The organism is Rossellomorea sp. GQ25, assembly GCF_059758515.1.
Genome location: NZ_JCAXEQ010000001.1, coordinates 794781 through 818906, shown reverse-complemented (window position 1 = coordinate 818906; position 24126 = coordinate 794781). Strand labels below are relative to the sequence as shown.

At 38.9% G+C, this 24126-nt stretch carries 23 protein-coding genes, 2 pseudogenes and 2 other annotated features; of the genes and pseudogenes, 21 read left to right on the top strand and 4 right to left on the bottom strand.

The annotated features are described in order from the left end of the window. The first annotated feature begins 22 nt into the window (after positions 1–22). The 3 genes and pseudogenes from AC6CIB_RS04505 to AC6CIB_RS04495 all read left to right on the top strand — a co-directional run bounded on the left by AC6CIB_RS04505 (position 23) and on the right by AC6CIB_RS04495 (position 2492). Entirely contained in the window at positions 23–1081 is a 1059-nt protein-coding gene (locus tag AC6CIB_RS04505) for a bifunctional transcriptional activator/DNA repair enzyme AdaA (RefSeq protein WP_498278297.1), read from the top strand. A gap of 18 nt (positions 1082–1099) precedes the next feature. After that, a pseudogene (locus tag AC6CIB_RS04500) lies at positions 1100–1680 on the top strand (DNA alkylation repair protein); the annotation flags it as partial. 206 nt (positions 1681–1886) lie between these two features. Further along, a complete protein-coding gene (locus tag AC6CIB_RS04495) occupies positions 1887–2492 on the top strand; it encodes a YitT family protein (protein WP_498278296.1) in 606 nt (201 codons plus the stop codon). A 32-nt stretch (positions 2493–2524) separates the two neighbouring features. Here the strand turns inward: AC6CIB_RS04495 and AC6CIB_RS04490 are convergent, their stop codons facing one another. Beyond that, positions 2525–3301 carry an MBL fold metallo-hydrolase gene (locus AC6CIB_RS04490; protein WP_498278295.1) on the bottom strand — a complete coding sequence of 259 codons (777 nt, stop codon included), beginning with the start codon at positions 3299–3301 and terminating at the stop codon, positions 2525–2527. 175 nt (positions 3302–3476) lie between these two features. Here AC6CIB_RS04490 and AC6CIB_RS04485 point away from each other — a divergent pair, with 175 nt between their 5' ends. The 11 genes and pseudogenes from AC6CIB_RS04485 to AC6CIB_RS04435 all read left to right on the top strand — a co-directional run bounded on the left by AC6CIB_RS04485 (position 3477) and on the right by AC6CIB_RS04435 (position 13719). Then, positions 3477–3653, top strand: coding sequence for a hypothetical protein (locus AC6CIB_RS04485; RefSeq protein WP_498278294.1), 177 nt, complete (start codon positions 3477–3479; stop codon positions 3651–3653). A gap of 208 nt (positions 3654–3861) precedes the next feature. After that, a complete protein-coding gene (locus AC6CIB_RS04480; protein WP_498278293.1) occupies positions 3862–4158 on the top strand; it encodes a TIGR04104 family putative zinc finger protein in 297 nt (98 codons plus the stop codon). Positions 4159–4261: 103 nt separating this feature from the next. Continuing rightward, positions 4262–4615: a DUF3231 family protein gene (locus AC6CIB_RS04475; RefSeq protein WP_498278292.1), complete on the top strand. Its 354-nt coding sequence runs from the start codon at positions 4262–4264 to the stop codon at positions 4613–4615. Between the two features lie 89 nt (positions 4616–4704). Continuing rightward, a complete protein-coding gene (locus tag AC6CIB_RS04470) occupies positions 4705–5241 on the top strand; it encodes a DUF3231 family protein (protein WP_498278291.1) in 537 nt (178 codons plus the stop codon). 926 nt (positions 5242–6167) lie between these two features. Next, a complete protein-coding gene (locus AC6CIB_RS04465; protein WP_498278290.1) occupies positions 6168–6965 on the top strand; it encodes an alpha/beta fold hydrolase in 798 nt (265 codons plus the stop codon). Between the two features lie 148 nt (positions 6966–7113). After that, positions 7114–7314, top strand: coding sequence for a hypothetical protein (locus tag AC6CIB_RS04460; protein WP_498278289.1), 201 nt, complete (start codon positions 7114–7116; stop codon positions 7312–7314). Positions 7315–7365: 51 nt separating this feature from the next. Further along, positions 7366–8573 (top strand): annotated as a pseudogene (locus tag AC6CIB_RS04455) (sensor domain-containing diguanylate cyclase); the annotation flags it as partial. Positions 8574–8887: 314 nt separating this feature from the next. Then, positions 8888–9610 carry a YwaF family protein gene (locus AC6CIB_RS04450; RefSeq protein ID WP_498278288.1) on the top strand — a complete coding sequence of 241 codons (723 nt, stop codon included), beginning with the start codon at positions 8888–8890 and terminating at the stop codon, positions 9608–9610. 58 nt (positions 9611–9668) lie between these two features. Beyond that, positions 9669–10220: a glycerol-3-phosphate acyltransferase gene (locus AC6CIB_RS04445; protein WP_498278287.1), complete on the top strand. Its 552-nt coding sequence runs from the start codon at positions 9669–9671 to the stop codon at positions 10218–10220. Between the two features lie 35 nt (positions 10221–10255). Next, a complete protein-coding gene (locus AC6CIB_RS04440) occupies positions 10256–11863 on the top strand; it encodes an aminotransferase class V-fold PLP-dependent enzyme (RefSeq protein WP_498278286.1) in 1608 nt (535 codons plus the stop codon). Beyond that, positions 11860–13719, top strand: coding sequence for an LTA synthase family protein (locus AC6CIB_RS04435; RefSeq protein WP_498278285.1), 1860 nt, complete (start codon positions 11860–11862; stop codon positions 13717–13719). Before AC6CIB_RS04440 ends, AC6CIB_RS04435 begins: the two co-directional genes overlap by 4 nt. Before the next feature lie 213 nt (positions 13720–13932). Here the strand turns inward: AC6CIB_RS04435 and AC6CIB_RS04430 are convergent, their stop codons facing one another. Beyond that, entirely contained in the window at positions 13933–15183 is a 1251-nt protein-coding gene (locus tag AC6CIB_RS04430; RefSeq protein ID WP_498278284.1) for an ATP-binding protein, read from the bottom strand. A 410-nt stretch (positions 15184–15593) separates the two neighbouring features. On the opposite strand from AC6CIB_RS04430, the gene AC6CIB_RS04425 reads away from it, so the two are divergent. The 7 genes from AC6CIB_RS04425 (at position 15594) to AC6CIB_RS04395 (ending at position 22005) form a co-directional block, all read left to right on the top strand. Beyond that, positions 15594–16496 carry a YitT family protein gene (locus tag AC6CIB_RS04425; protein WP_498278283.1) on the top strand — a complete coding sequence of 301 codons (903 nt, stop codon included), beginning with the start codon at positions 15594–15596 and terminating at the stop codon, positions 16494–16496. Positions 16497–16704: 208 nt separating this feature from the next. Further along, positions 16705–17013, top strand: coding sequence for a hypothetical protein (locus AC6CIB_RS04420; RefSeq protein WP_498278282.1), 309 nt, complete (start codon positions 16705–16707; stop codon positions 17011–17013). Between the two features lie 45 nt (positions 17014–17058). Next, positions 17059–17880: an undecaprenyl-diphosphate phosphatase gene (locus AC6CIB_RS04415; protein ID WP_498278281.1), complete on the top strand. Its 822-nt coding sequence runs from the start codon at positions 17059–17061 to the stop codon at positions 17878–17880. Between the two features lie 499 nt (positions 17881–18379). Further along, positions 18380–18601: a binding site (T-box leader), on the top strand. A gap of 33 nt (positions 18602–18634) precedes the next feature. Continuing rightward, positions 18635–18858 (top strand) — a binding site (T-box leader). Positions 18859–18908: 50 nt separating this feature from the next. Then, complete coding sequence (gene thrS / locus AC6CIB_RS04410) at positions 18909–20132, top strand: threonine--tRNA ligase (RefSeq protein ID WP_498278280.1); 1224 nt, start codon at positions 18909–18911, stop codon at positions 20130–20132. A 188-nt stretch (positions 20133–20320) separates the two neighbouring features. After that, entirely contained in the window at positions 20321–21052 is a 732-nt protein-coding gene (gene pyrH, locus AC6CIB_RS04405; RefSeq protein ID WP_498278279.1) for a UMP kinase, read from the top strand. Positions 21053–21097: 45 nt separating this feature from the next. Then, complete coding sequence (locus AC6CIB_RS04400; protein WP_498278278.1) at positions 21098–21586, top strand: GNAT family N-acetyltransferase; 489 nt, start codon at positions 21098–21100, stop codon at positions 21584–21586. Further along, positions 21586–22005, top strand: coding sequence for a GNAT family N-acetyltransferase (locus tag AC6CIB_RS04395; protein ID WP_498278277.1), 420 nt, complete (start codon positions 21586–21588; stop codon positions 22003–22005). The genes AC6CIB_RS04400 and AC6CIB_RS04395 overlap by 1 nt, the downstream gene beginning before the upstream one ends. 46 nt (positions 22006–22051) lie before the next feature. Here AC6CIB_RS04395 and AC6CIB_RS04390 read toward each other — a convergent pair whose 3' ends face one another. Together AC6CIB_RS04390 and AC6CIB_RS04385 are read right to left on the bottom strand one after the other, a co-directional pair. Further along, a complete protein-coding gene (locus AC6CIB_RS04390) occupies positions 22052–22345 on the bottom strand; it encodes a 4a-hydroxytetrahydrobiopterin dehydratase (RefSeq protein ID WP_498278276.1) in 294 nt (97 codons plus the stop codon). Continuing rightward, entirely contained in the window at positions 22342–24069 is a 1728-nt protein-coding gene (locus tag AC6CIB_RS04385; RefSeq protein WP_498278275.1) for an aromatic amino acid hydroxylase, read from the bottom strand. Before AC6CIB_RS04385 ends, AC6CIB_RS04390 begins: the two co-directional genes overlap by 4 nt. Between the last annotated feature and the right edge of the window lie 57 nt (positions 24070–24126).

Genomic DNA, 24126 nt, shown 5'->3' with positions numbered 1-24126 from the left:
ATGAAATAGTGGAGGAATGAGAATGATTTCAGTTGAATTACAAAGGGAGTATTATCAAGCGTTAGTGGAAAAAAGATCGGAATACGAAGGGGTTTTTTATGTAGGGGTTAAAACGACAGGTGTGTTTTGTCGCCCGACTTGTCCGGCTAGAAAACCTAAAATTGAGAACTGTGAATTCTTTGGAACAGCTCAACAAGCCCTTCTGGCATCGTTTCGACCTTGTAAAAGATGCAAGCCCTTAACGCACCCCAATAGTATCTCAGATGTGGTAAAGATGCTGGTAGAGGCTGTGGAAAGAAATCCTGAAAAACGTTGGAAGGATAAGGATTTTCAGGAGCTATCCATAAATGCATCTACTGCACGGCGTCAATTTAAGAGGCGGTTCGGTATGACCTTTGTAGAATATGCCAGAGCTCGCAGGATGGGGATTGCCATGAAGCACATCAGATCAGGGTCGATGGTGATGGATGCTCAACTTACAACGGGATATGAATCAAGCAGCGGATTCAGAGATGCTTTTTCGAGAATTATGGGAACGGCACCAGCTTTGTCTCATCAGCAGCACATACTTAAAGCAGCTTGGATTGATACGAAACTTGGACCAATGATTGGAATTTCAGACGAAGAGGCTTTATACCTGCTGGAATTTGTTGACCGACGTGGTCTGGAGAATGAAGTGAAGAGAATGAGGGAGAGAACAAAGGCAGCAATCATTCCCGGTTCTACAGAGCCACTTCGTTCCATCGAAAAGGAATTGAACGCCTATTTTGAGGGCACTTTATCAGGCTTCCAAACCAATTTGAAAATCATCGGTACACCTTTTCAACAGAACGTTTGGAGCGAATTGCAAAGAATCCCTTTTGGACAAACCAGATCCTACACTGAGATCGCTGAAAATATTTCCAGTCCAGCAGCTGTTCGAGCAGTCGCAAGGGCCAATGGGTGTAATCAGCTTGCTATCATCATTCCTTGTCATCGAGTAATCAGAGCGAATGGTGATCTTGCCGGCTATGCAGGTGGTCTTACCCGGAAAAAATGGTTGATTGAACATGAAAGCAAGATGAATGAAGGAAAGAAGTAATCATTCACGAACTAAATAATTGGGGATATGAAAAAACTGGTGAAACATGTGAAAAAAGATCAAGGTCTTGCACTAAGCCTGTACGAATCGGGAAATTTCGATGCCATGTACCTGACAGGATTATCTGGAAATCCTAAAAAGATTGGGTCATTAAAGATGATTGGTACATGCTGGCTGAATACACTGTCGCTAATATAACCGCTGAGAGTTACTACGCTATTGAATTAGCGAACGAGTGGATTAAATCGGAAAATGAAATGGTGGCAACGGCTGGCTGGAGTGCCTATGCAGGGTATATTAGTATAACCTTAGACAAAGAAATCAATATAGACGAAATCAAACAGTATCTGTGTCATATTGAAAAAACGATTCATGAAGAAAGAAATAGAGTACGTTACGTAATGAATGGTTTTGTCATTTCTGTTGGAGCACATGTAGCTCCTTTGTTAGATGAGGCAAAACAAGTGGCGAAAAAAATGGGGAAAGTACATGTCGATGTTGGAAATACAGCATGTAAAGTACCGGTAGCTACAAGCTATATAAAGAGGATAGAAGATAAAGACAGGATCGGTGTGAAAAGAAAGACATGCATATGTTAAATGGAAGATAAAGAGAGGTTGGAAAAGAGTTCATATTGAATTATTTGACTTGGCTAATGGTACTAAAACATTTAATGAATACGTTTCTATTATTTGAAGAATTTCAATTAGTCCGTAACTAGCCATTTCATTTCTCTGTTGCAGATGAAGTGTATAGCTACTAGACTATGAAATAGAGTCCTTTACAGAATCGGAGCAATGTACAAATGAATGTATTGAAAAAGGGTACTATTTTAGGTATAGCAGCAAGCATACAAGGGTTGGCCATGGCTATGTTTTTGTTCCCCCATTTTATCCCTTCAGGTGGCGCTGCGAGTGTGAGTGTGATATTAAACTATTTGTTGCATGTTCCATTTGCCATTACGCTATGGGTGTTAAATGCAGGTTTATTACTAGCCGCGGTTAAATGGTTAGGAAAAGAGAATGCGCTTTGGACCATGTATTGTGTGACTGTCACGTCGTTTGTAGTTAATTTCTTAAATTCCTATTTAATCGGAACTGTCTCATTTGTTTTCGTAGATCTATTGATTGGCAGCATCCTTTTCGGCATCGGATTAGGGATCCTGTTCAGAATGGGAGCATCCTCTGGGGGCATGGACATTTTGGCACTTATTATTTCAAAGCTAAAAGGGTACACCCCAGGGAAGACTTTATTCGTCATTAATGGCAGTGTGTTACTACTTACAGGAATCGTAGTAGATTTAAAAATCATTCTTTTTGCCTTAGCCTGCCAATTCATAGGAACAAGAATCCTGGATATCATATGTCAGCTGGAATACAAACGAAGCCTCAACCGCCTCGGAAATCAGTAAACAGAAGGTCCGTCCCTCAACGGACCTTCTGTTTACGATATTCCTTTGATGATGGATTTGACTGTATGTTCTGGTGAGTTTTCAAAAAGTGAAATATATTGAAAAAGTTTGTTTTTGGGAAGCAGGTGTTTTCGAATTTCTTTAGCCGTTTTTCCCTCCAGGTGTGCTTTCGTGACGGCTTCTTGAAGGTTCAGAAGGTAGGCCTGTTTCTTCTCTAAAAGCTTTCTCCCTTGCTTCAAGTATCCTTGATGTGAACAATACACTTCTTGGAAGGAATACTGCAGGGTTCTGTCAATTGATCGAATGAGCTCAGGTACAGATTCAAATGAAAAATTAGAAGTAGGAGAATGGAATAAGTATAAATCACCTGAAAAGCAAATGCCCTTCTCTTCATCAATGAGAACGATGTGATCATCAGCGTGTCCTGGTGTATGAACGATTTGAAACGAATGCTCGGTCGTTTTAAATACGTCTTCTTTAAGTGGCATCGGGTTAAATGCCTGGCGGATATGCCAGAACATGGCTCTGTAAAAAGGCAGTTTAGTGCTGTGAGAGCACTTTTGTACCCCTAACGGATGAATCCATTGAGGAATGGAGTAAAACCTTTCGATCCATGAACTGTTACCCGTGTGATCCTCATGATGATGAGTATGAATCACTCTTTGGATAGTAAGCTCTTTTACAATTTTACGCACTTCTTTTTTCATACTGTAAGGTCCTGTATCAATAAGGACATCGTCGACTTGAAAAATGTAAACGGGCATTTTCTGACCCATTGTTTGAACGTTTAGTTTAAATGATTGTATCAATTTAGTTACCCCTTATGATTTAGTGTTATTGTACATAGTTCGAATGAAAGTTGGAAAATCCTGCATGAATTCATTTTTTGGAGGGAATATCCTTAACCAAGGTAACTAAATGGATGTACATGGTATAATTTACTTTAATTGGTGTATCAAACAATTTTAAAGGGGTTTTTAATGTATGAAAGGGAAACAGAAATCTTTGCTCTTAATCCTAACCATCATGATGGTGATCACCCTTATACTGCTGGATAAAATGGGTTTAAAAAAAGCGATTGAGTCTTGTGAGAACCATGGCAGTGTAGCAGAGGTGGAAGAAGGAATCCTGTCATGGAATGTATCGTGTGAAAAAAAGTAATATTGGTGTTGAATCTAAATTTTGGTTAGATATGCGAAACCATTCACAATAACTGTGTTGAAAATATTGGGGGTGGGGTGTGATTTTGGGGACCCCAGCACTGACCACGAGTGAATACGAGGGACGGACCTCATTAACTTCTACTCCTGACGGCCTTATAATGGTAAACTAGAGAAAAGAGTAGATGATTATCATAGGGGGAAATGTTTTGCAGAAGTGTAATGTATGCAAGAATCCGTTTCAGTGGAAAGAGTTATTATTCTCCATTTGGAGGTCTTATAAACCAATTGAATGCAGTCAATGTGGCAAAAAACATACGATTAATTTCACCTCAAAATTTTTTGTTTCTTTTCTCATCATTGTTCCAGCAGTTGTATTCGGATTATTGATAGCACCCGAACAGGGGTTATCAAAGCCGTTCACTTTTGGTGTAATCATATTATTGGCTATTGTTATTTCACTATTTCTTCCGTTATTTGTGAAATATGAACATAAGAACAGATAATAAAGAGAGCTGCCGATCACAGGTAGCTCTTTTCATTTACCATAAATCATCCAGAATAATTTACAATATTAGGAAAACATTAAGAGGAAAAAGGAGTCGAAAGATGGAGGACAAAGACATAAGATTGACTACTGCAGAAATCTCCGCTGTGTGGACGACTTATATTAAGTGCTCTTCGTTAAATTGCTTTTACACACATTTCCTTACATACCTGAAAGACGAAGGAATCAAATTCATCATCGAAGAAAGTCTACAGAAAAACGTAGAAATAATGAGTAAGATTAATTCTCTTTTTATGTCCGAAGGATTTCCTGTACCAAAGGGCTTCACTGATAGGGACATAGATACAACCGCAGCACCCTTATATACTGATTTGTTTGCCCTTAGTTTTGTTTACCGTGGAGGTCAGGTCACGAGCGGTCATTACACCACTTATAGTGGGGGCCGTTGCCCGTAAAGAAGTATATGACCTTTTTGAAAAGGCACTGACAAAATCATTATCACTATATAAACAATCATTGCAATTAATGTTGGAGAAAGAGATCTATGATCGTCCAATTATCCCCATTCTATAGATACATTTCAGAGCAGCCATCTTTGTTGGAGAGCTGGTTAGGTGAAACAAGGCCACTTAATGCATTGGAGTTGAGTGAATTATTCTTTGTAATTGAGAGAAATTGCATTGGAATTATTCTATTGAAAGGATTTATGCAAGTTTCTAAAGATATCCAAGTGAAGAGAAATCTCAAAAAAGGAAAAAAATTAAGTGAAAAGCAGATTACTACTTTTAATAATGTCCTGGTAAAAGATGATTTATTTCCCACTTATCCGGTATCCATGGAGGTAACAGATTCGACTGTGGCCCCGTTTTCAGAAAAATTGATGCTTTTTTTTATCTCTTCTTCAAACTCAGTGGGGCTTTCTACACTTTGTCACGCCATCACGATGTCTACAAGGAAGGATTTAGTCGTTCATGATACACTTTTTGTGACAGAACTCATGAAGCATGGTGCAGATGGTCTTAAACTGTTGAACGTGGATGGATGGAGCAGCCACCACAGCAGAAGAGTCGTGAGGATTTGAAGGAATGAAATTGGAGGTATTTGAATTGGTTTCGAAGATTCTTTTAATTTTTCTAATTGGAATGATTACGCTGCTGAAGAGTGATTTAATAAAAAATCGAGTTAAGAATGCAGTGAGATATAAGTTCTCTAGTGTGGTATCGACATTTTATATAATGCGGTAGTGAAATATGAAAGAAAACGTATCCATATGTTATTTTAAGATTTGGGTCTTTTATTTAGTAATTCCTTGAGAGTCAAATTATATTTAAGTTAAACGATTCATTTGTAGAAAGTGTGTTCATGGTAAATCCCAGAAGAAAGTGAGCGATGAGTACGGAGGCAAGATTTTAGCTCAACGTTTTCGTGAACAGTGGGAAAATCAAATTCTTTATTTTTTTGAAACTAAGGGATTTGAAATCACGAATGAACCCGAATTAATTGGACGATGGGATTTTACAAGAATTTAAGATTCATAAGGGTAAAATGATTAATGTGTTAATGAACGAGGCAAGGTCAAGGGGAGCGAAACGATTACATTTCATGCTTCAGATATTCCTGAAAAGGACATTCAAAAGCAATTGGGATTAAGTGAGCTTACGAAAGATGTCATGATGGTGAAGGAAGTATAAGCTTTGGTTACCAATCTAAAAATCTGATGGCAGTAGGGTGACAAATGTAAGGCATTTTTAAAATTGGCAGGTATTCTCCCATTCATCACAAAATGTTCGGAATTTCTTCAGCTTTTATATGACAAAGCGACTTCGGATAGTATAGAATGAAAGATAATTAAGGTAAGGCTTCAAAAGCTTAGAATGCATCATGCGATTGTATTGAAAATCGATTTTCACATTAATGAATAGTTAATAGAAGTAAAACGGTTCTCGAATAATTGGCCTGATTCATTTCATTCTTTTGGTAGGTTGTGCTGTTTTAAGGAGAGAATTGATGCTAGAATACAACGTTCATCAAGGAGTCGGCAAAGAGTATGTGGTGTTTCTCCATGGAATTGGGGGAAACTCAAGAATTTTCGGCAAACAGCTCGATATATTCAAGAAATATTATAATGTAATAACGATTCATTTGCCAGGACATGGAGAGTCCCCAAATATAGAATCATATAATGAAAAATTCACAATTGATTTAAATGTGCGTGAAGTTCTTAAGGTATTAGATCATCTTAAAGTGGAACGTGCTCATTTTATCGGCATTTCCCTTGGCTCGGTTCTAATACACGCTTTGCTTCAAACTGCTCCTAATCGTGTGAAAAGTGCCGTTTTAGGAGGTTGTATTACCAGGTTTAATTTTCTATCCAACACACTTCTTAAAATTGGTGATGCAGTAAAAAATATGATTCCATTTATGTGGTTATATAAAATTTTTGCCTATATCATGATGCCTAAAAGGAATCACAGAGTTTCGCGAAAATTGTTCATCCGCGAAGCCAAGAAAATGAATCGTAATGATTTTCTCGGGTGGTATCGTCTTACCCCTTGTGTAAAATCAACATACGCTTCTGTACAAGAAAGGGCTTCTCATATTCCTAAGCTTTACATATCCGGGAAAGAAGATCACCTATTTGTACAGTCCCTTGATCAGGATACAAAAGGAGATCCCTCTGCTACGAAAGTGTTCATTGAAGATTGCGGACATGTTTGTAATGTAGAGAAGCCAGGGGAATTTAATCGACTGGCACTTGATTTTATTTATAAGAACCAGGGTGTACCATTACGCAAGGTTCAATAAAAACAGATGTTTCCCATTTCTTATTGAGATGGGAGCTTTTTTTGTGTGAATGCAGGGTATTCGCAGATTTGATTTATATAGTATAACTCTGTTCATTAAAGGTTTACATAAAAAGTATATCAATCATACACGAAAGGAGAGTGGAAATATGGGAGATTCTATTGATGATAGCTATTTAAATAATGTTGAACGTGTCAACGAGCTTACGTGCATGAACATTTACCAGTGTGGAAAAGAAGAACGCTACGACCGCATATCACGACTTGTGAAAAAAGTATTCCAAGTGGATGTTTGCCAGATCAATCTATTAACGGATAAAGAACAGTTGTTAAATCTTCTGTGGGGTTAGCAGGGGATACGGATGTTGTAAGTCGCTCGTCGGTACACGAAATTATGTCAGTATGTAATTGTGGATAAGGAATATTTTGTAGTTGAGGACACTTTAAAGGATGTTGATTCACCAACCCTCCATTACGGAAAAAAGTATGGAATACGATTCTATGCGGGTGTCGGGTTAAGAATGAAATCAGGTCATGTGATTGGAACACTATGCATTGCCGGATACACTCAAAGAACGTTTTCTTGTGATGGATTGGATCTCCTTAGAAGCTTCGGGGAGTGGGTAACAACCGAAATAGAGCTTCAAGAAGAAATGACGTTAAAAGAAAGTCGGGAAACCTATTTAAAGAAGTTGTATTCCTTTTTCACTTCAACTCAATCATTAGAAGAGAAGCAGCAACATCTGCTTGATACCTTTTCGCGTCTATTAAAAACCCGTTTACTTGGCATGTACTATATGAAGAAAAATCAGTTTCTCCCTTTAGCCAGTGAAGAAGACATTTCATCGTATTGGAATCAGGAACTTCAAAGGGAAATACATACCTATTTAACGGATTACAGTCGTAAAGGGATCCTTGAGAGTAATGATACTCAAGTTCATCTTCTACACATAGTGGATAATGGGGTATCAAAAGGATGTTTCTTCTTTATTGATAATTCATGTGAAGAAGATTCCATGCTTCACCAACACTTGAAACTGAATGAAGATTTATTAAATTTGGGTACCGAGTGGATGAACACAGAATATATCCGGATGGAATCACATCTTGAAATTCAGAAGCTCCTAAGAACCGACGAACTTACTCAATTAAAAAATAGAAAAGCGCTAAATGAGGACCTAAAAGACTTGTACACAAAGGAGATAGACTATGCATTGTTGTTCCTGGATATCGATCACTTTAAAGGGATCAATGACACCTATGGTCATTCACTTGGAGATTATGTGCTAAAGGAGATAGGGAAACGATTAAACGGATTGAAACGACAATACTCTGTTGAATGCTACCGGATTTCAGGAGATGAATTTGTGCTTCTAATAGAAAAATTGAAGATGCAAATACGGTTGAAATGTTGGCTGAAAAAGTATTAGGGGCTTTTTCGGTACCTGTTATATTTGATGGAGCAAACGAACTGATTGTGGGAGTGTGCATTGGAGGTAGTGTCTCATCTGATAATAAAATGGATGACTTTAAGTCTACGATTCAGCGTGCAGACCGGTCTTTGTATGATTCAAAGCGTAGTGGCGGGAATCGATTTACAATGGACTAAGAGTTATAGAGTGGAGAAATCTCTGTTAAGGAATTTCATGGGATCTTAACAGGGATTTTTTTGTTCTATGGTTAAGGGTTTTGAAAAAGGGAATAGGGAGGGATGGAATGGTTAGATTGGGTTAAGGGCAATAATTGGGAGATATCTTTGGGAAGGTCCGTCCCTTAAGTGTATAAGAATGTGATGAAAAGCTTGTTTTTAGCTGAGTATAATGGAAGAGTGAGGTCCGTCCCTTAAAGGAATTGATGAACCATTAAGAGAATATAGTATAGATGGGCGTTCGAAGGGGAGTTGAGGGGTTGGTGAAAGAGTTTATGAATTTTAGGTTTGAGGAGTATCCTTTTGAGTTGTTTTCGGTATCCCATGTGGCAGCAATGATAGTCTCGTTCGGATGTATGATCGGTTTGTATGTGCTTAGAAATCGACTAAGCGGCAGTGGTAAGAATGTGTTGAAATGGCTTCTCGTGGTGCTATTGGTTTTGAGTGAAGCATTATTTCAGATTTGGTACTTGATCAATGATCAATGGGATGTAGCCATTAATTTGCCGTTTCAATTATGTTCCATCTCATTGTATCTGTGCACGATCATGCTCATTACGAAAAACTATAGGATCTTTGAAATCAGTTTTTTTGCCAGTATGACAGGTGCCTTTATTGCCATCGTGACACCTGAGTTGTTTTTTGGTTTTCCCCATTTTCGTTATTTTCAATTTTTCTTAGCACATTTGGCGATTGTACTATCCTGTTTGTACATGGTATGGATCGAAGGCTTCACGTTGACGTTCCGGTCTATGGTGAGGGCATTCATTGCTATAAATCTGATTGCTGTCATTGTGTTCATGGTTAACAGATTGTTAGGAGCAAATTATATGTTTCTTTCTCATAAACCGTATAATGCAAGTCCCATAGACTATTTAGGTGAGTATCCCTACTACCTCCTGACTCTTGAAGGAGTCGCCCTTCTATTATTCAGCCTTCTTTATTTACCATTTTATCTCTTTAAAAACAGGAAAATAGGAGGAAATGTAAATACATGAAACTTTCTTGGTCTTCAATTCGTCTATTAACATATAAGAAAAGTCAGGTGTAGGTATGATGAGTATTAGTATAGTCATAAGTATTATCATTTTGGTTTCTTACGGTCTAGGAACTATAACAGGTGCTTATTATATAGTGAAAATGTTTACCGGTGAAGATATTCGTAAACTGGGAAGCGGAAATGTCGGAGCGACGAATGCAGGTAGAGCAATAGGGAAAAAAGGATTTCTTCTGACGCTGCTGATTGATGCGGGGAAAGTGATTCTTGCATTAATGATCACGGCACAACTGGCAGAAGGCGAGAGTTACTTTATTCTCAGTTCGATATTTGCCATGATCGGACATTTGTTTCCAATCCAGCTTGGATTTCACGGTGGAAAGGGAGTGGTTGCTTATTTAGCATCTGCATTATTTCTTAGTCCACTTACCATTGGGGTTTTCGCCTTCACCATGGGAGTCTTATATATGACTTTGAGAAAATACACCATTGCCGGTTTTCTTTCAATGGCAACCATTCCGATTATGGCATTTGTGATTGATGGTTCATTCACTATTTCAATCGGATTATTGTCACTATTCGTTTTTGTTCTAATGTCCCATAAACGATGACTGCAGCAATCTGTCGATACATAGGAGGTACGAGAATGGAAAACCTTTCTCTTCAGTATAAAATTGCAAGTGAATCATATGAGTTTCAACAAATCTATGCATTGAATTATCAGACCTTTGTAGAAGAAATACCTCAGCACGAACGAAATCCAGCACACAAACTGATTGATAAGTTTCACGATGAAAATACATATGTTATTGCTAAAGATGAAGGTGAAGTCGTGGGCATGATTGCGGTTCGTGCCAATCGTCCCTTCTCTTTGGATTTAAAACTGAGAGATCTGAATGAATATTTGCCGGCTGGTGCTGTTCCTTGTGAAATTCGCTTATTATCTGTAAAAGAAGCATATAGAAGTACGAGGGTTTTTTATCAATTATGTGAGCGTTTAGTATCTTATTGTTTGGAGAAAGGATATACGATGGCTCTCATTTCAGGAACGGTTCGTCAGCTAAAGTTGTATAAACGAATCGGTTTTCAGCCTTTTGCCGATCTCGTGGGGGAGGAAGGGGCCAAATTTCAGCCAATGTATTTAACCCGCTATAATTTCGAAAATTCGACGAAAGCCTTTCAGCGATTAATGATTCCAACAGAAAAATCAGTTCCGCTTTCATTCCTTCCAGGGCCGGTTCCACGTCATGGAAAGGTAGAAGAAGCTTTCAAAGGAGAGGCCATTTCTCATAGAAGCAGCTCGTTTATTCATGAAATGGAAGAAGTAAGAAAATCATTATGCGAGATAACAAACGCAAACTATGCAGAAGTTGCAGTGGGAACGGGAACCCTATCTAATGACATGGTTGCAGCTCAGCTGAAATGTTTGTCAGGCAGCGGCCTTATTCTCGCAAACGGAGAATTTGGGTACCGGTTGATTGATCATGCAAACAGGTTTGATTTACATTTTCATACGTTCGAAAAGGATTGGAATGAAGCCATTTCATTAGGCGAAGTGGAAAGCTTACTCCAGGAAAATCAAAACATTCAATGGCTTTGGACGGTTCATTGTGAAACGTCGACCGGCTACTTGTATGACCTGGACGGGCTGCTTTCGCTGTGTAAAAGGTATGGAGTGGAGCTATGCGTCGATGCCTGTAGTTCGGTTGGGACCATCCCAGTGAACTTTAAGGAAGTGTACCTTGCCACAACGGTCAGTGGGAAGGGATTAGGCTCTTATCCCGGCCTTGCCATTGTATATCATCGAGAGGTACTAAAATCCAGCAGATCAATTCCGAGATACTTGGATATAGGAACGTACGAGATGAATGGAAGCATCCCATATACCCACTCATCTAATCTAGTAAGAGCACTAAAGGAGGCACTGCATTTTACTGAGTATGAAATGAATGAAAAATTAGCTCTGAGAGTAAGGTCTGTGTTAACTCAAGGAGGATTTCATATACTAGGGGATGAAAACTATTCTCCAGGAGTGATTACCATCGCACTGGAGAGGGAACAGTGTAGTAGACAGTTTGGTGATGTTTGTAAAGATAGAGGTATTTTATTAAGCTACGAAAGTGACTATTTAGTAAAGAGAAATTGGGTGCAGGTGGCACTTATGGGAAGACAAAACGAACGAAAGGTTTTGGAAGCAATGAAAATACTCAACAAAGAATATCAAAGCAATGTCGATTCAAGGGTTGTGAAATGAGTAGGATATCCCGTTTTATATTTCGCTTTAAGACATACAAATTAATTGGGTTTGCCCTCGTAACCTTATGGTTAAAGACCGTATTAGTTTCTTTTATTGGGTTTAATTTACATATCGAATCCTTCTTGGACTTATTACTCATCATATTCAATCCTCTTGGTTCGGTAATGCTATTAATTGGATTCAGTTTTTACTTCTCAAAGAAGATAAAACCCGTTGTTGTCGTCCTTGTTATGGGGATTGCAACCGGGCTCTTATACGGTGATCTATTATATTTTCGATTTTACTCAGATTTTGTTACCGTTCCGATTTTATTTCAGTTTAAAAATGTGGGGGGAATTGGACCAAGTACCTTTGAACTGATGAGTCCCTGGGATCTCCTTTTAATTGTAGATTTCCTTCTTGTCGGGTGGTTATTAAAGAAAAAGTGGGCGGCTACCTCTTCCATTAAGGTCTCAAGGAGGTGGAAGATTTCATATATCGGGTTGAGTCTACTATTACTACTCGTAACAGTAGGATTAGGACTGATGAAATCTCCATATTTATTTGCTGAATCATATGACAGAGAGCAAATGGTCAAATCAGTGGGACCATACAATTATCACCTATATGATATTGGGGTTGAATCTACGGTTCCATTCACCAAGATGCTTGCCAGTAAATCAGACACAGAAGCGTCTATTAAATATACACAATCCAAGAAACATAACAACTCAGACTTGTTCGGTGTTGCCAACGGAAAAAATATTGTATTGATCAGTATGGAATCTACCCAAAATTTTGTCATCAACCAAAAAGTCAACGGGGAGGAAATTACTCCTTTTTTAAATTCTTTAATCAAGGATAGTTTTTATTTCAATAAAATTTATGATCAGACGGCTCAAGGAAAAACCTCAGATTCTGAATTCATGATCGATACAGGATTATACCCACTAGCAAGCGGCTCAGCATTTGTTCGCAAACCGGATAACCGTTATAAAAGCATGCCCTATATTTTAAAAAAGAAAGAAGATTATTATGCGGCAGTTTTCCATGGCAATGATCGCACCTTTTGGAATCGTGAAATAATGTACGAATCGTTAGGCTACGACCGCTATTTTTCAAAGAGAGACTTCAATGTAACGGAAGAAAATTCTGTTAACTACGGATTAAAGGATATCCCGTTTTTCCAACAATCTATTTCGTATCTTGAGAAATTACCCCAACCGTTTTACACACGTTTCATTACGCTGACCAATCACTTCCCTTTTTTATTAGAAGAAGAGGATAAACTTATTCCAGAGGCTTCAACAAATGAGGATGTTGTGAACCGTTACGTAACAACCGTACGTTATGAGGATGAAGCGATTAAATCATTGTTTGAAAGGCTTAAAAAAAACGGAATGTATAAAAACACGATTTTTGTACTATATGGAGACCATTATGGCATCTCAGAAAAATATGAAAATGGAGTGTTCGAGCTTTTAGGGCAGGAAGACACTCCGGTGAATCATGTGAAACTTCAACAAGTTCCACTCATTATCCATGTGCCTGGTGAAAATGGAAAAACAATCGAAACGATAGGGGGAGAAATCGATATTCGTCCAACCATTCTCCATTTATTGGGGATTAAAACGAAGAATAATCTTTCATTTGGACATAATCTGTTCACTCGAAAAGAAGATCATCCTGTTATTTTCAGGGATGGTGACTTTGTAACTGAAAAGTACGTCTTTAAAGACAATGTTTGCTATGATAAGAGCAGTGAAGCATCGACTTCTGAATCATTATGTGAGCCATTTAAAGAAACCGTAAGAAAAGAGTTAGGTATGTCTGATGATATTATTTATGGAGATTTGTTGAGGTTTTTAGATTAGAAGAAAACCCGGCTCTACTGGAGAGTCGGGTTTAGTATTGTATATTTAATTTTTATAATATTATTATGTGAACTTTAGTAGAACCTTCCATTAAAGCCAATCACTCCTATACTAAATATGCGGTTCGGGTCATTTAGGCTTATGTAGTGTCTATTTATTCGATTATTCCAAGAAAAAAGCTCAGGATAAAATATCCTAAGCAATTGGTGAAGATTATTGTTTGGTTGTGAGAGGCAAACGAATTTTCACGACGGTACCATTATTCAATTCACTTTCGTATTCAATCATTCCACCCATTTCACGAATGATTTTATTCGTCACCATGCTTCCAAGGCCGGTGCCCTTTGTTTTCGTTGTGTAAAAGGGTAAACCGATCTTTTTCAACTCATCCCCTGTCATTCCTTTTCCCGTATCTGAAATATTGATTAGTACATTGTTGGAAGAGTCTTCCTTTAAAAAGATGGTGATTTCCCCATGCTCCTCAATGGATTCAATTCCGTTCTTTATGACGTTCATAATCGCTTGCTTCATATGATGCTCATCACCCTTAATATAATAGGTGCCATTTTGGTGGAATAGTATCGATGTATTCGAATAGGAGGCAAATGGTCTTAGTAAGTCGACACAGTCTTGTAGCACTCTTTCCAGGTTGAGTGTAGACAGCTGAAATTCACTTGGTCTTGCTACGCTAAGGTAGTCTGTGATGATTTTATTCGTACGATCTAATTCATTCAGAATAAGAGGGGAGTATCTTTTTAACTGTTCATCTTCAGTGTCCTCGCTTAGATGCTGTATGAACCCTCTTACGGTTGCAAGGGGATTGCGAATCTCATGCGCAATAGAAGCTGCCATCTGTCCCACCATGTTCAATTTATCGAGATACACCATTTCTTCGATCTGTTTGTTCGTTCGAATCAAATGTTCAATAATGAACACCAGAGCCACAAATGTAAAATAGAAAACAGTGAAATAAATAAAATAAAACGGCAAATGAAGAATGGGAATATAGTTGTTTATAATCGTGATGTAAAACAATGAATGAAACAGGAAGATGATTGTACTCCCCAGTAATTTATATTTTGTCTTTAATAACATCCTACGAAAGAGAATACCTATTACAAACGCCAGCACTGAGACCGTTATTCCAACCATTACATATGGACCACCTATTATATACCGGAAGATGATCACGCATCCTAAAACGATCGATCCTGATAATAATCCGGCGTAGATTGTCGCAATTAGAATGGCGATCATGCGTAAGTCAAAATGAGTTTCTCCAAGAGTTTCAATCGGATAGAGCATACACAATAAAGCCCCAAAGGATGCGATAAGACCATAAGTGATTTTATGTTTATAATGTGGAACTTGGTTTTCTTTAAATGGAAATAATACGTTAGCATTATACGTAAATGAAAACAAAATTGTAATATTGACCAACAAAGTTTTGATTAATGTAATCAAAGAAAAGCCTCCAAAACCTAATTTACCTGGAAACAGAAAACAGTTCCAGCCTATCCAAAATATGAATATACAAGTATTAAAAATACTTCATTTTCCCCTTTGAGTCAAATCTTACAATTAGCTGAGGGACGGACCTCGAAAATATATAAAGAAAATGGCTAAATAACTTGAATAACATGATAAAACAGGATATTCGTTATGCCCATGAAAGTTAGATGGTGCTCATTTAGAGGTCCGTCCCTTACTCTTAGCAGGTATTTTGAAGGTGATAATAGAATATATAAGTTATACAAGCCGGTTTTTGTGGCTTTGATGGATTGGTTGTGTGTATGTTACATAGATCATTTTGGTTCCACTGAGATGAGTTCAGTAGTTGTCGCCGGATGTTTATCTTAGGAGGAGGAAGAAAGATGATTGAAGGACAGGTAATAAATCAATTGCAGCAAGTGAAGATAAAGCATAAGAAGATTCCACTTAAGGAGGTAGTGAAGAGAGCTTTCCTTATAACCATCGGGGCGATGATCATGGCGGTTGGACTTGAAATATTTCTAGTCCCTAATCAGGTCATTGATGGAGGAATCGTTGGCGTCTCGATTATGCTCTCTCATATAACAGGCGTTAAGCTTGGTCTTTTCATCTTTATTCTCAACATCCCCTTTTTCTTCATCGGATATAAACAAATCGGAAAAACCTTCGCATTCTCTACATTATACGGAATTATTATACTATCGATTTCAACTACATTTCTTCATCCGGTAGCTGCCTTCACACAAGATGTTCTGCTGGCTTCTTTATTCGGCGGGATCGTTCTCGGAATAGGAGTGGGTATGGTCATTCGTTACGGTGGATCTCTTGATGGAACGGAAATCCTTGCTATTTTATCAAGTAAAAAGCTCCCATTCTCTGTCGGTGAAATTATTATGTTTGTCAATCTGTTCATTTTGGCTTCCGCCGGATTTGTGTTTAGCTGGGATAGAGCCATGTATTCTCTTCTGGCCTATTATGTAGCTTTTAAAATGATTGATATTACCATTAAAGGACTGGATGAATCCAAATCGGTTTGGATCATAAGTGAGAATCACAAAGAAATCGGTGATGCCCTCTTACATCGACTGGGGAGAGGAGTGACTTATTTAAAGGGAGAAGGGGCCTTTTCAGGAGATGATAAAAAAGTGATATTCTGTGTCATCACTCGTTTGGAGGAAGCGAAACTTAAAGACATCGTAGCAGAACATGATCCATCCGCCTTTCTAGCCATTGCGGATATAGCAGAGGTAAGGGGCGGAAGGTTTAAGAAGAAAGATATTCATTAGCCGTAAGATAGAAGCGCAGTATTGGGAATTCCCTTTACTGTGCTTTTTATTGATTTGACCCTGAAAATTAATCTTTTATGCCCTTTTCGTGAGAATGTTGGCTCATGATTCATTGAAAGTCCTCTGTTCAATATCGTACAATTCCTTATTGTCGTCCCCTGTAGCTTATAGTATGATTAGCTAGATTATCACGAGAGGGGGGAAGAGAGTGAAAAAAATCATGTTGCTTGTGCTAGTTTGCTGTTTTGGAATTTTTCAGCAGATAAACGATATTCAGGCTCATAGGGGAGAAGAAGTCATTCAGGATCAAGCGCAAATTGCCTATCTTGACGATGATTCTTTCTCATTAACTCCTTCTTTAGTGACGAAGAAAATAGAAGATAAAAGTAGAATTCCTTTTAAAAGAATTCCTTTAATTCCTCCCATTCTTCCCAATGTCCAACTATATTCCCATTATCGTGGGGATTCAACAGGGTATGGGGTCATCGTGAAATACCACTCCAACTATCTTTCATGACTGTCTTATTTACTTTATGATTAAACGATAGAGGAGAAATGATAAATGGACGTCATTATGTTAATAAAAGCATTCATATTGGGTATGGTCGAAGGGTTAACGGAGTTTGCTCCTGTATCTTCCACGGGCCATATGATAGTAGTAGACGATTTATGGATCAAATCGAAAGAAGTATTGGGTAAATATCCGGCAAATACGTTTAAAGTTGTGATTCAACTAGGATCAATTTTAGCAGTTGTCATTGTATTTAGAGAGAGATTTAAAGATTTACTCGGTTTTAATCAACGTACTGCAAGTAAATCATCCAATTTAAAAGTAACCCACATACTGGTTGGATTAATTCCCGCAGTGATTCTAGGCTTGTTATTTGAGGATTATATCGATGAGCATCTTTTTTCGCTTAATACAGTTCTGGTTGGTTTAACGATCGGTGCTTTCCTCATGATTGCAGCGGATTTGTTTCGTCCCAAAAGCGTCACAGTGGAAAACGTCGATCAAATAACACACAAAAAAGCGCTGGTGATCGGGCTTATTCAATGCTTGTCATTATGGCCAGGTTTTTCACGCTCCGGTTCCACCATTTCAGGAGGTGTCTTACTTGGATTAAGCTACCGGGCAGCATCGGATTTCACATTCATTATGGCGGTTCCGATCATGCTGGGAGCAAGTTCCCTTTCTCTAATGAAGAACTGGATGTATTTCACACCTGAGTTTTTACCATTTCTATTGGTTGGATTCTTAAGTGCATTTCTATTCGCTTTTCTATCGATACACTTTTTCCTTAAGGTGATCAATAAAATCAAGCTAATTCCTTTTGCGATTTACCGACTTGTATTAGTAGCGATTATTTTTCTTGTTTTCTATTGAGACCCCTTCGGCAAAGTATATTATTTTTTAACGTGAAATCTGTATGTGGCTCTGTCAAACAGTGTGTGCTAGATGGTGCTGGGAACTGCTACGCATCCTGGGTCTCGGCACGCCAAATATCCTCTGAAGTATACGCAGTTCTCCTCACCATTAAGAATTTTTCATAACAGAGGTTACTAGACTAGAGCTTTAAAATGGGTATTTTCAAACAGTAGCTTTTATGTAAATTTCATGCTGAGAAAGTTGATTCTCGCTGCAGGTAGCTCGACTCCTGCGGGAATAGCGGGACAGGTGAGACCCCTCAGGAGCGCAGCGACGAGGAGGCTCACCGCCCGCCCCGCGGAAAGAGAGTATCCTGTTGCGGAAATCAACTATTACTCTCTTTTTTTGAATAGCAACAAACATCACCAAAAGAGTTATTATCGAAATCACTCTTGACAGTTAGTAAATATCACCATATAATTTCAATAACAAATTTCTTCTAAATTGAATATACTATACAAAAGCAAAGATGAGGACATGATTCATTCCGTTTATTCTTGATCAGAGAGCAGGGTCATTGGCTGAGAGCCCTGAAGAGAAAAGAATGTTTTACCACCTCGGAGCTATTATGGTGAAAAGTCAGTATCCATAATCGGGAAAACCGTTATCTTACTTAAGCGAAGAGTAATATTTTACACTTCTGAATTAGGGTGGAACCACGACCGCACTCGTCCCTTGGTTAGGGATGGGTGCGGTTTTTTTATTAATTGAATAAAAAGTGAGGAAGAGGACACGAATCATTTGCTGTTTTTCTTACCAGAGAGCAGGGTCACATGGCTGAGAGCCCTGAGGAAAAGGAGATGATTTACCACCTCGGAGCTATTATGGTGAAAAGTCAGTATCCATAATCGGGAAAACCGTTATCAACTTTGAGCGGAGAGCTATGTTTTAGCACTTCGGAATTAGGGTGGTACCACGACCGCATTCGTCCCTTGATAGGAATGAATGCGGTTTTTTATATAAAAAAATGATTAGGAGGAAACAAAATGTCAATTCAATCTGAAGTAGAAAAAAGAAATCATAGGAAATTAGGTCAGGAGCTGGAGTTATTTGTATCAATGGAGGAGGCACCCGGGATGCCCTTCTATTTACCGAAAGGGATGCTATTACGGAATGAGTTAGAAGATTTTTGGAAGAGGGAACATCGGAAAGCAGGATACCAGGAGATTAGGACTCCCATTATGATGAAGCAGGAACTATGGGAAAAGTCAGGGCACTGGGAACATTACCATGAGAATATGTATTTCTCTGAGGTAGATGATCAGAAATATGCGATCAAGCCAATGAGTTGCCCCGGGGCAGTCTTGATCTATAAAAGCAAGAGAAGAAGTTATCGGGAGTTACCCCTTCGTTATGGTGAACTGGGATTAGTTCATCGACATGAGCTATCGGGTTCATTAAGTGGATTATTGAGAGTCCGTTCCTTCACTCAGGATGATGCCCATCTATTTGTAAGGGGAGATCAGATTCGATCTGAGCTTCATAAAGTATTGGATCTTATCGATCTTTTCTATAGCAAATTCGGGTTTGACTATAAGGTTGAGCTTTCGACTCGGCCGGAAGATTTTATGGGCTCTGTTGAATTATGGGATAAAGCTGAAGCAGATTTGGAAGTTGTATTGGAAGAGAGAGGAGTCAACTATCACATTAATAAAGGAGACGGTGCTTTCTACGGGCCAAAAATAGACTTTCATATATTGGACGTTCTTGGTCGAAGCTGGCAATGTGGTACGGTTCAACTTGATTTCCAAATGCCTGAAAAATTTGAGTGTGAATATATTGGGGAAGACAATGAAGCAGTCAGACCTATTATGATTCACCGAGCCATTTACGGTTCACTCGAACGCTTTACGGCAATCATCATTGAACATTTCGGAGGAGACTTTCCCCTTTGGTTAGCTCCTCACCAGGTCAAAATCCTTCCTATCTCCGACGCACATATCCAATATGCTCAAGGAGTGAAATCTCAGTTAGAAAGAGAAGGCTTTAGGGTGGAAGTCGATGATCGTGTAGAAAAAGTCGGTCTGAAAATCAGAGAAGCAGAGATGCAAAAAGTTCCTTATATGATGGTAATAGGAGACAAGGAAATCAAGAGTGAAGCGATTTCATTACGTAAGAGAAAGGAAGGAAACGTTGGTATGTTGAAGATAAAAGAAGTTATGCTGAAATTACAAGAAGAGGTAAATGGCTTGGATAGTAGGGCAAACTAAATCTAAAAATTCACTTGACCATTTCCTATATTTTCTATACAATTAGAGAGGGAAAATTCTGAATTGCGTGAGAGAGGGGGAGGAGAAATGTTAATCAATCATGTTTCGGCATTTCTTCTCCTATAAAAAGAGCTAAAAAGGGTATTCATTTCCTTTTTAGTTCTTTTTTTATGTCAAGGGGAGGAATATTGATGAGATACAAGCGTGTGTTAATTAAATTAAGTGGTGGAGCATTGGCGGATAAGGAAGGAAATAATTTTGGTACTGAAGAGCTTGATCACATTGCCAACGAAATCATGTCGATCGTCAATATGGGGATTGAAGTCTCCTTAGTTGTGGGTGGTGGCAATATATTTCGAGGCAGCTTGGCAGATACATGGGGAATAGAGCGGGTAGAAGCGGATAGTATTGGGACTCTAGGAACCATCATCAACAGTTTGATGCTTAGAGGTGTGTTGAAAAGTAAGACCGACAAAGAAGTTCGAGTGATGACTTCAATCCCTGTTTCAACGGTTGCCGAACCGTATATTCGCCTTCGTGCCGTTCACCATCTTGACAAAGGATACATTGTTATATTCGGTGGAGGAAACGGTCAACCCTTCGTAACGACGGATTACCCTAGCGTTCAGCGAGCCATCGAAACGAATAGTGAGGCTATCCTGGTAGCAAAGCAGGGGGTCGATGGTGTTTTCACGAGTGACCCTAAACGAAATAAAAAGGCAAAGATGTACCACAATTTAAATTATGATGACGTTGTAACAAATAATATTAGAGTCATGGATCAATCAGCTCTGCTGTTAGCAAGGGACTATAAACTCCCTGTACACATTTTTAACTTCGATCAGGCAGGACTCATGGAGAAAATATGCTCCGGTCAGAAGCGGGGAACACTGATTAATCATGAAGAGACGAGACTTTGAGAATGGCCATATCATTTACATAAGTATTGATGGGAGGAGCAAAAAATGGATTTTTCTTTTCAAATCATCACACAGGAGCAAGCTGAGCATATTGCCTACAACTGGAAATATGATGGGGAATATGCATTTTATGACCTTACAGCGGATGAAGAGGATTTGGCGGAATTTTTAGATGGATATCAACGTGGACAATCAACCTATGCTGTGCATCACGAAGGGGAAATGATTGGTTTTTACACATTTAATCCATTAAATGAGACGACTATTGATATCGGTCTAGGCATGCATCCGAATCTTACAGGAAAAGGAATAGGAGAGGAGTTCACCAGGGCGGGTGTTGATTTCTCAATCGCAAGGTATGCTCCGGAAGTCTTGACTTTGGCCGTAGCTACCTTCAATACTCGTGCGATCAAGGTGTATAAGAAAGTGGGGTTCGTTCCCATGGAAATATTCATTCAAGAAACAAATGGAAATAGCTATGAATTTATGAAAATGAGTTATGCCCTTAGTCAAAAAAGGATAGGGAGAGCATAATGGAGATCAAGATTCATAACAGATTTGATCCGGATAAGCTAGATGAGATATATGCAGTGTACCAGTCAGCGGGGTGGTTGAAGCATTCAAATGAAGTGATCACCAAGGTTTTTCAAAGAAGTGATATCGTATCTTTGGCTATTAGTGATGGTAGGGTCATTGGTGTTGGAAGAGCTCTAACGGATGGAGTGTTCAATGCCGCAATATATGATGTTGTTGTTCATCTAAAGTATCAACAAATTGGAATCGGCAGTCTCATCATGAGTGACCTAATGGAGCAGTTAAAAAATGTTTCATGCGTTCAGTTAATCTCCACAACCGGTAATGAAGAGTTTTATACAAAACATGGAATGAAGAGACTTAAAACGGGTATGGCAAGATATTTAAACTCAAGTTTGACGGATGAGTATTTGGAATAAGGTCCATTGAACAAAAGAGACAGCCACTTCGGACCGTCTCTTTTGTTTACACCATTTCCTTATACAGTTTTTCATACTGATTGGCCAAATCAAAGTCCAAATCCGTCAGGCCATTTTCACTCCAAGAGGTCAACTCTACAATAACCAATTTGTATTGAATCGTTATAAAAGGATGATGATTCACTTCCTCGGCTGCCTCTGCCAGTTTGTTTACAAACCGTATTCCTTCAAGGTAGCCTTTGAACCTATAGCGCCGTTCAATCCACTTCTCTTCTTTTAAGCGCCACTTTTCAAGAGACTCAAGTTTTTGAGAAAGGGCAGCTTCACTTAACTTCTTCATACCGTAACTCCTTTCCTTCCAAAAATGACATCAAGGCCATTTTGAATGAGACGTGCAAACCGATCTTGCTTACTTAAAACGTATAAGTCTTTCAGAAGAACTTCCTTTAACTGAGATTCTGGCTCGTGAATCTGTAGAAGTTCAATAATTTCAAGTCTAAGCAGCCATTCTTCAGGGAAGTCCTCCTTTAGTCTGCCTACAATACTATGAGTAAGATCTATGGAAAAGGCTACTTCTCTCAGTTCTCTGACCTCTGCAAAGAGGCTGTCTAATGGTGTAAGATCAGCAAATCCGTCATCCTCTTCTTCGATAAGAGAAGTGTCCCCGAAGAATGCATCATAGTCTGCCGCATGTGGACGTGCCGAAACTATTTCACTGCCTACTGCCAAATCGTATGTTCCCCATGAAGGGTGGAATAAAATGTGTTCTCCCAAAGTTACCATACATTCATCAATTGATATGAGGACAAGATGATGATGGTGAAAGACGAGATTCGTCACATGTCCAGAGACTTCAATTCCACCATCAAATGTGATTTGCATCATTTTATTCATCTCAATTCCATGCTTCCTTAAATCCGCTTCGGTCTGGTTCTCAAGAATTATACCATCCTGAAGGATCCCTATAGGAGCACCGAAGCCATCAGCATGATGATCTGTCCCGTGATGATCCAGTTGCTCATTTTGAATGGAAAGTGAAGTAGGTCCTACGGTTTTGACGTAGATTGCTTCACCATGCCCATTTTTTATTACTTCTTTAAATGTGCCGGTAACTTGTAATCCGGAATTGTATTCGATATGAGCAAGTTGATTCGAACGAATCGCTTTATCAATCGCTTCTGTTCCACCTTTACGGAAAGCCATGGTCTCTCCGAATTTCTCTACTTCTTCAATGAGTTGTTCGAAACTTTCACAAACAAATAATTGAGTTTGCATGGAGGTAACATCATAGCTCGTATGGATGGCGTCTTCGATTGAGAACGGCCGTTTGATCACTTCACTTGATAAACAGTGCTTGCTTTCTCCAACCGATGACAGCAGTCCTGCACCGAAGATCTTCGGTTGATGATAGTCCCCAATTAAACCGAATTCGACCGTCCACCAAAAGATTCGCGAAATTTGTTCTGCTTCAGAAAGACCTGAAACGGCCTCTTGCTTTCTACCTAACACCTGCTTTGCTTCTTCAATTTCTTCCAATGTGGAGTTTGGATCCTCCATCACAATGGATAAATGCCTGGTTGCCTCAAAAGCTTCGTGTTCTTCTTCAGTGGCAAAAGCGTTCGCTCCGATATTGCCGATTATCTTTACAAATCGGGAATAGGTTTCATCAAAGAGAATGGGAGCATGTCCGGCTGCTTCATGCAATATATCAGGAGCAGGGGTGTATTCAATATTCGATTTTTGACGAATATCCGTCGCAATGGGGAGAATACCATGAGCTTGGAAATCAAAGAATGCTGTACCAGGGATCAAACCGTCTACAATCGCAGCCCCCCAGCCAATTTTCGCTAAGTGTCGGTTCATATCACTGACCTTAGGAATTTCGTGTATGTTAATACCTGAAGCTTTTAATCCTTCTGTGAATGCTTCATGTGCCGTATCTTCCAGGAAGTGATGATTCTGTCTCATCACATAACGCCACACGGCATGATTGATAGGTGTGTATGAATGATAGTGCTGCTCGGCTACAAATGGGCGTAAATGACTCGGAATCGTTTGGTTCATATTAAATTCTCCTTATTTCTAGTTATTGTTTAGTGCTTAAACGCTTTTATGCGCAAA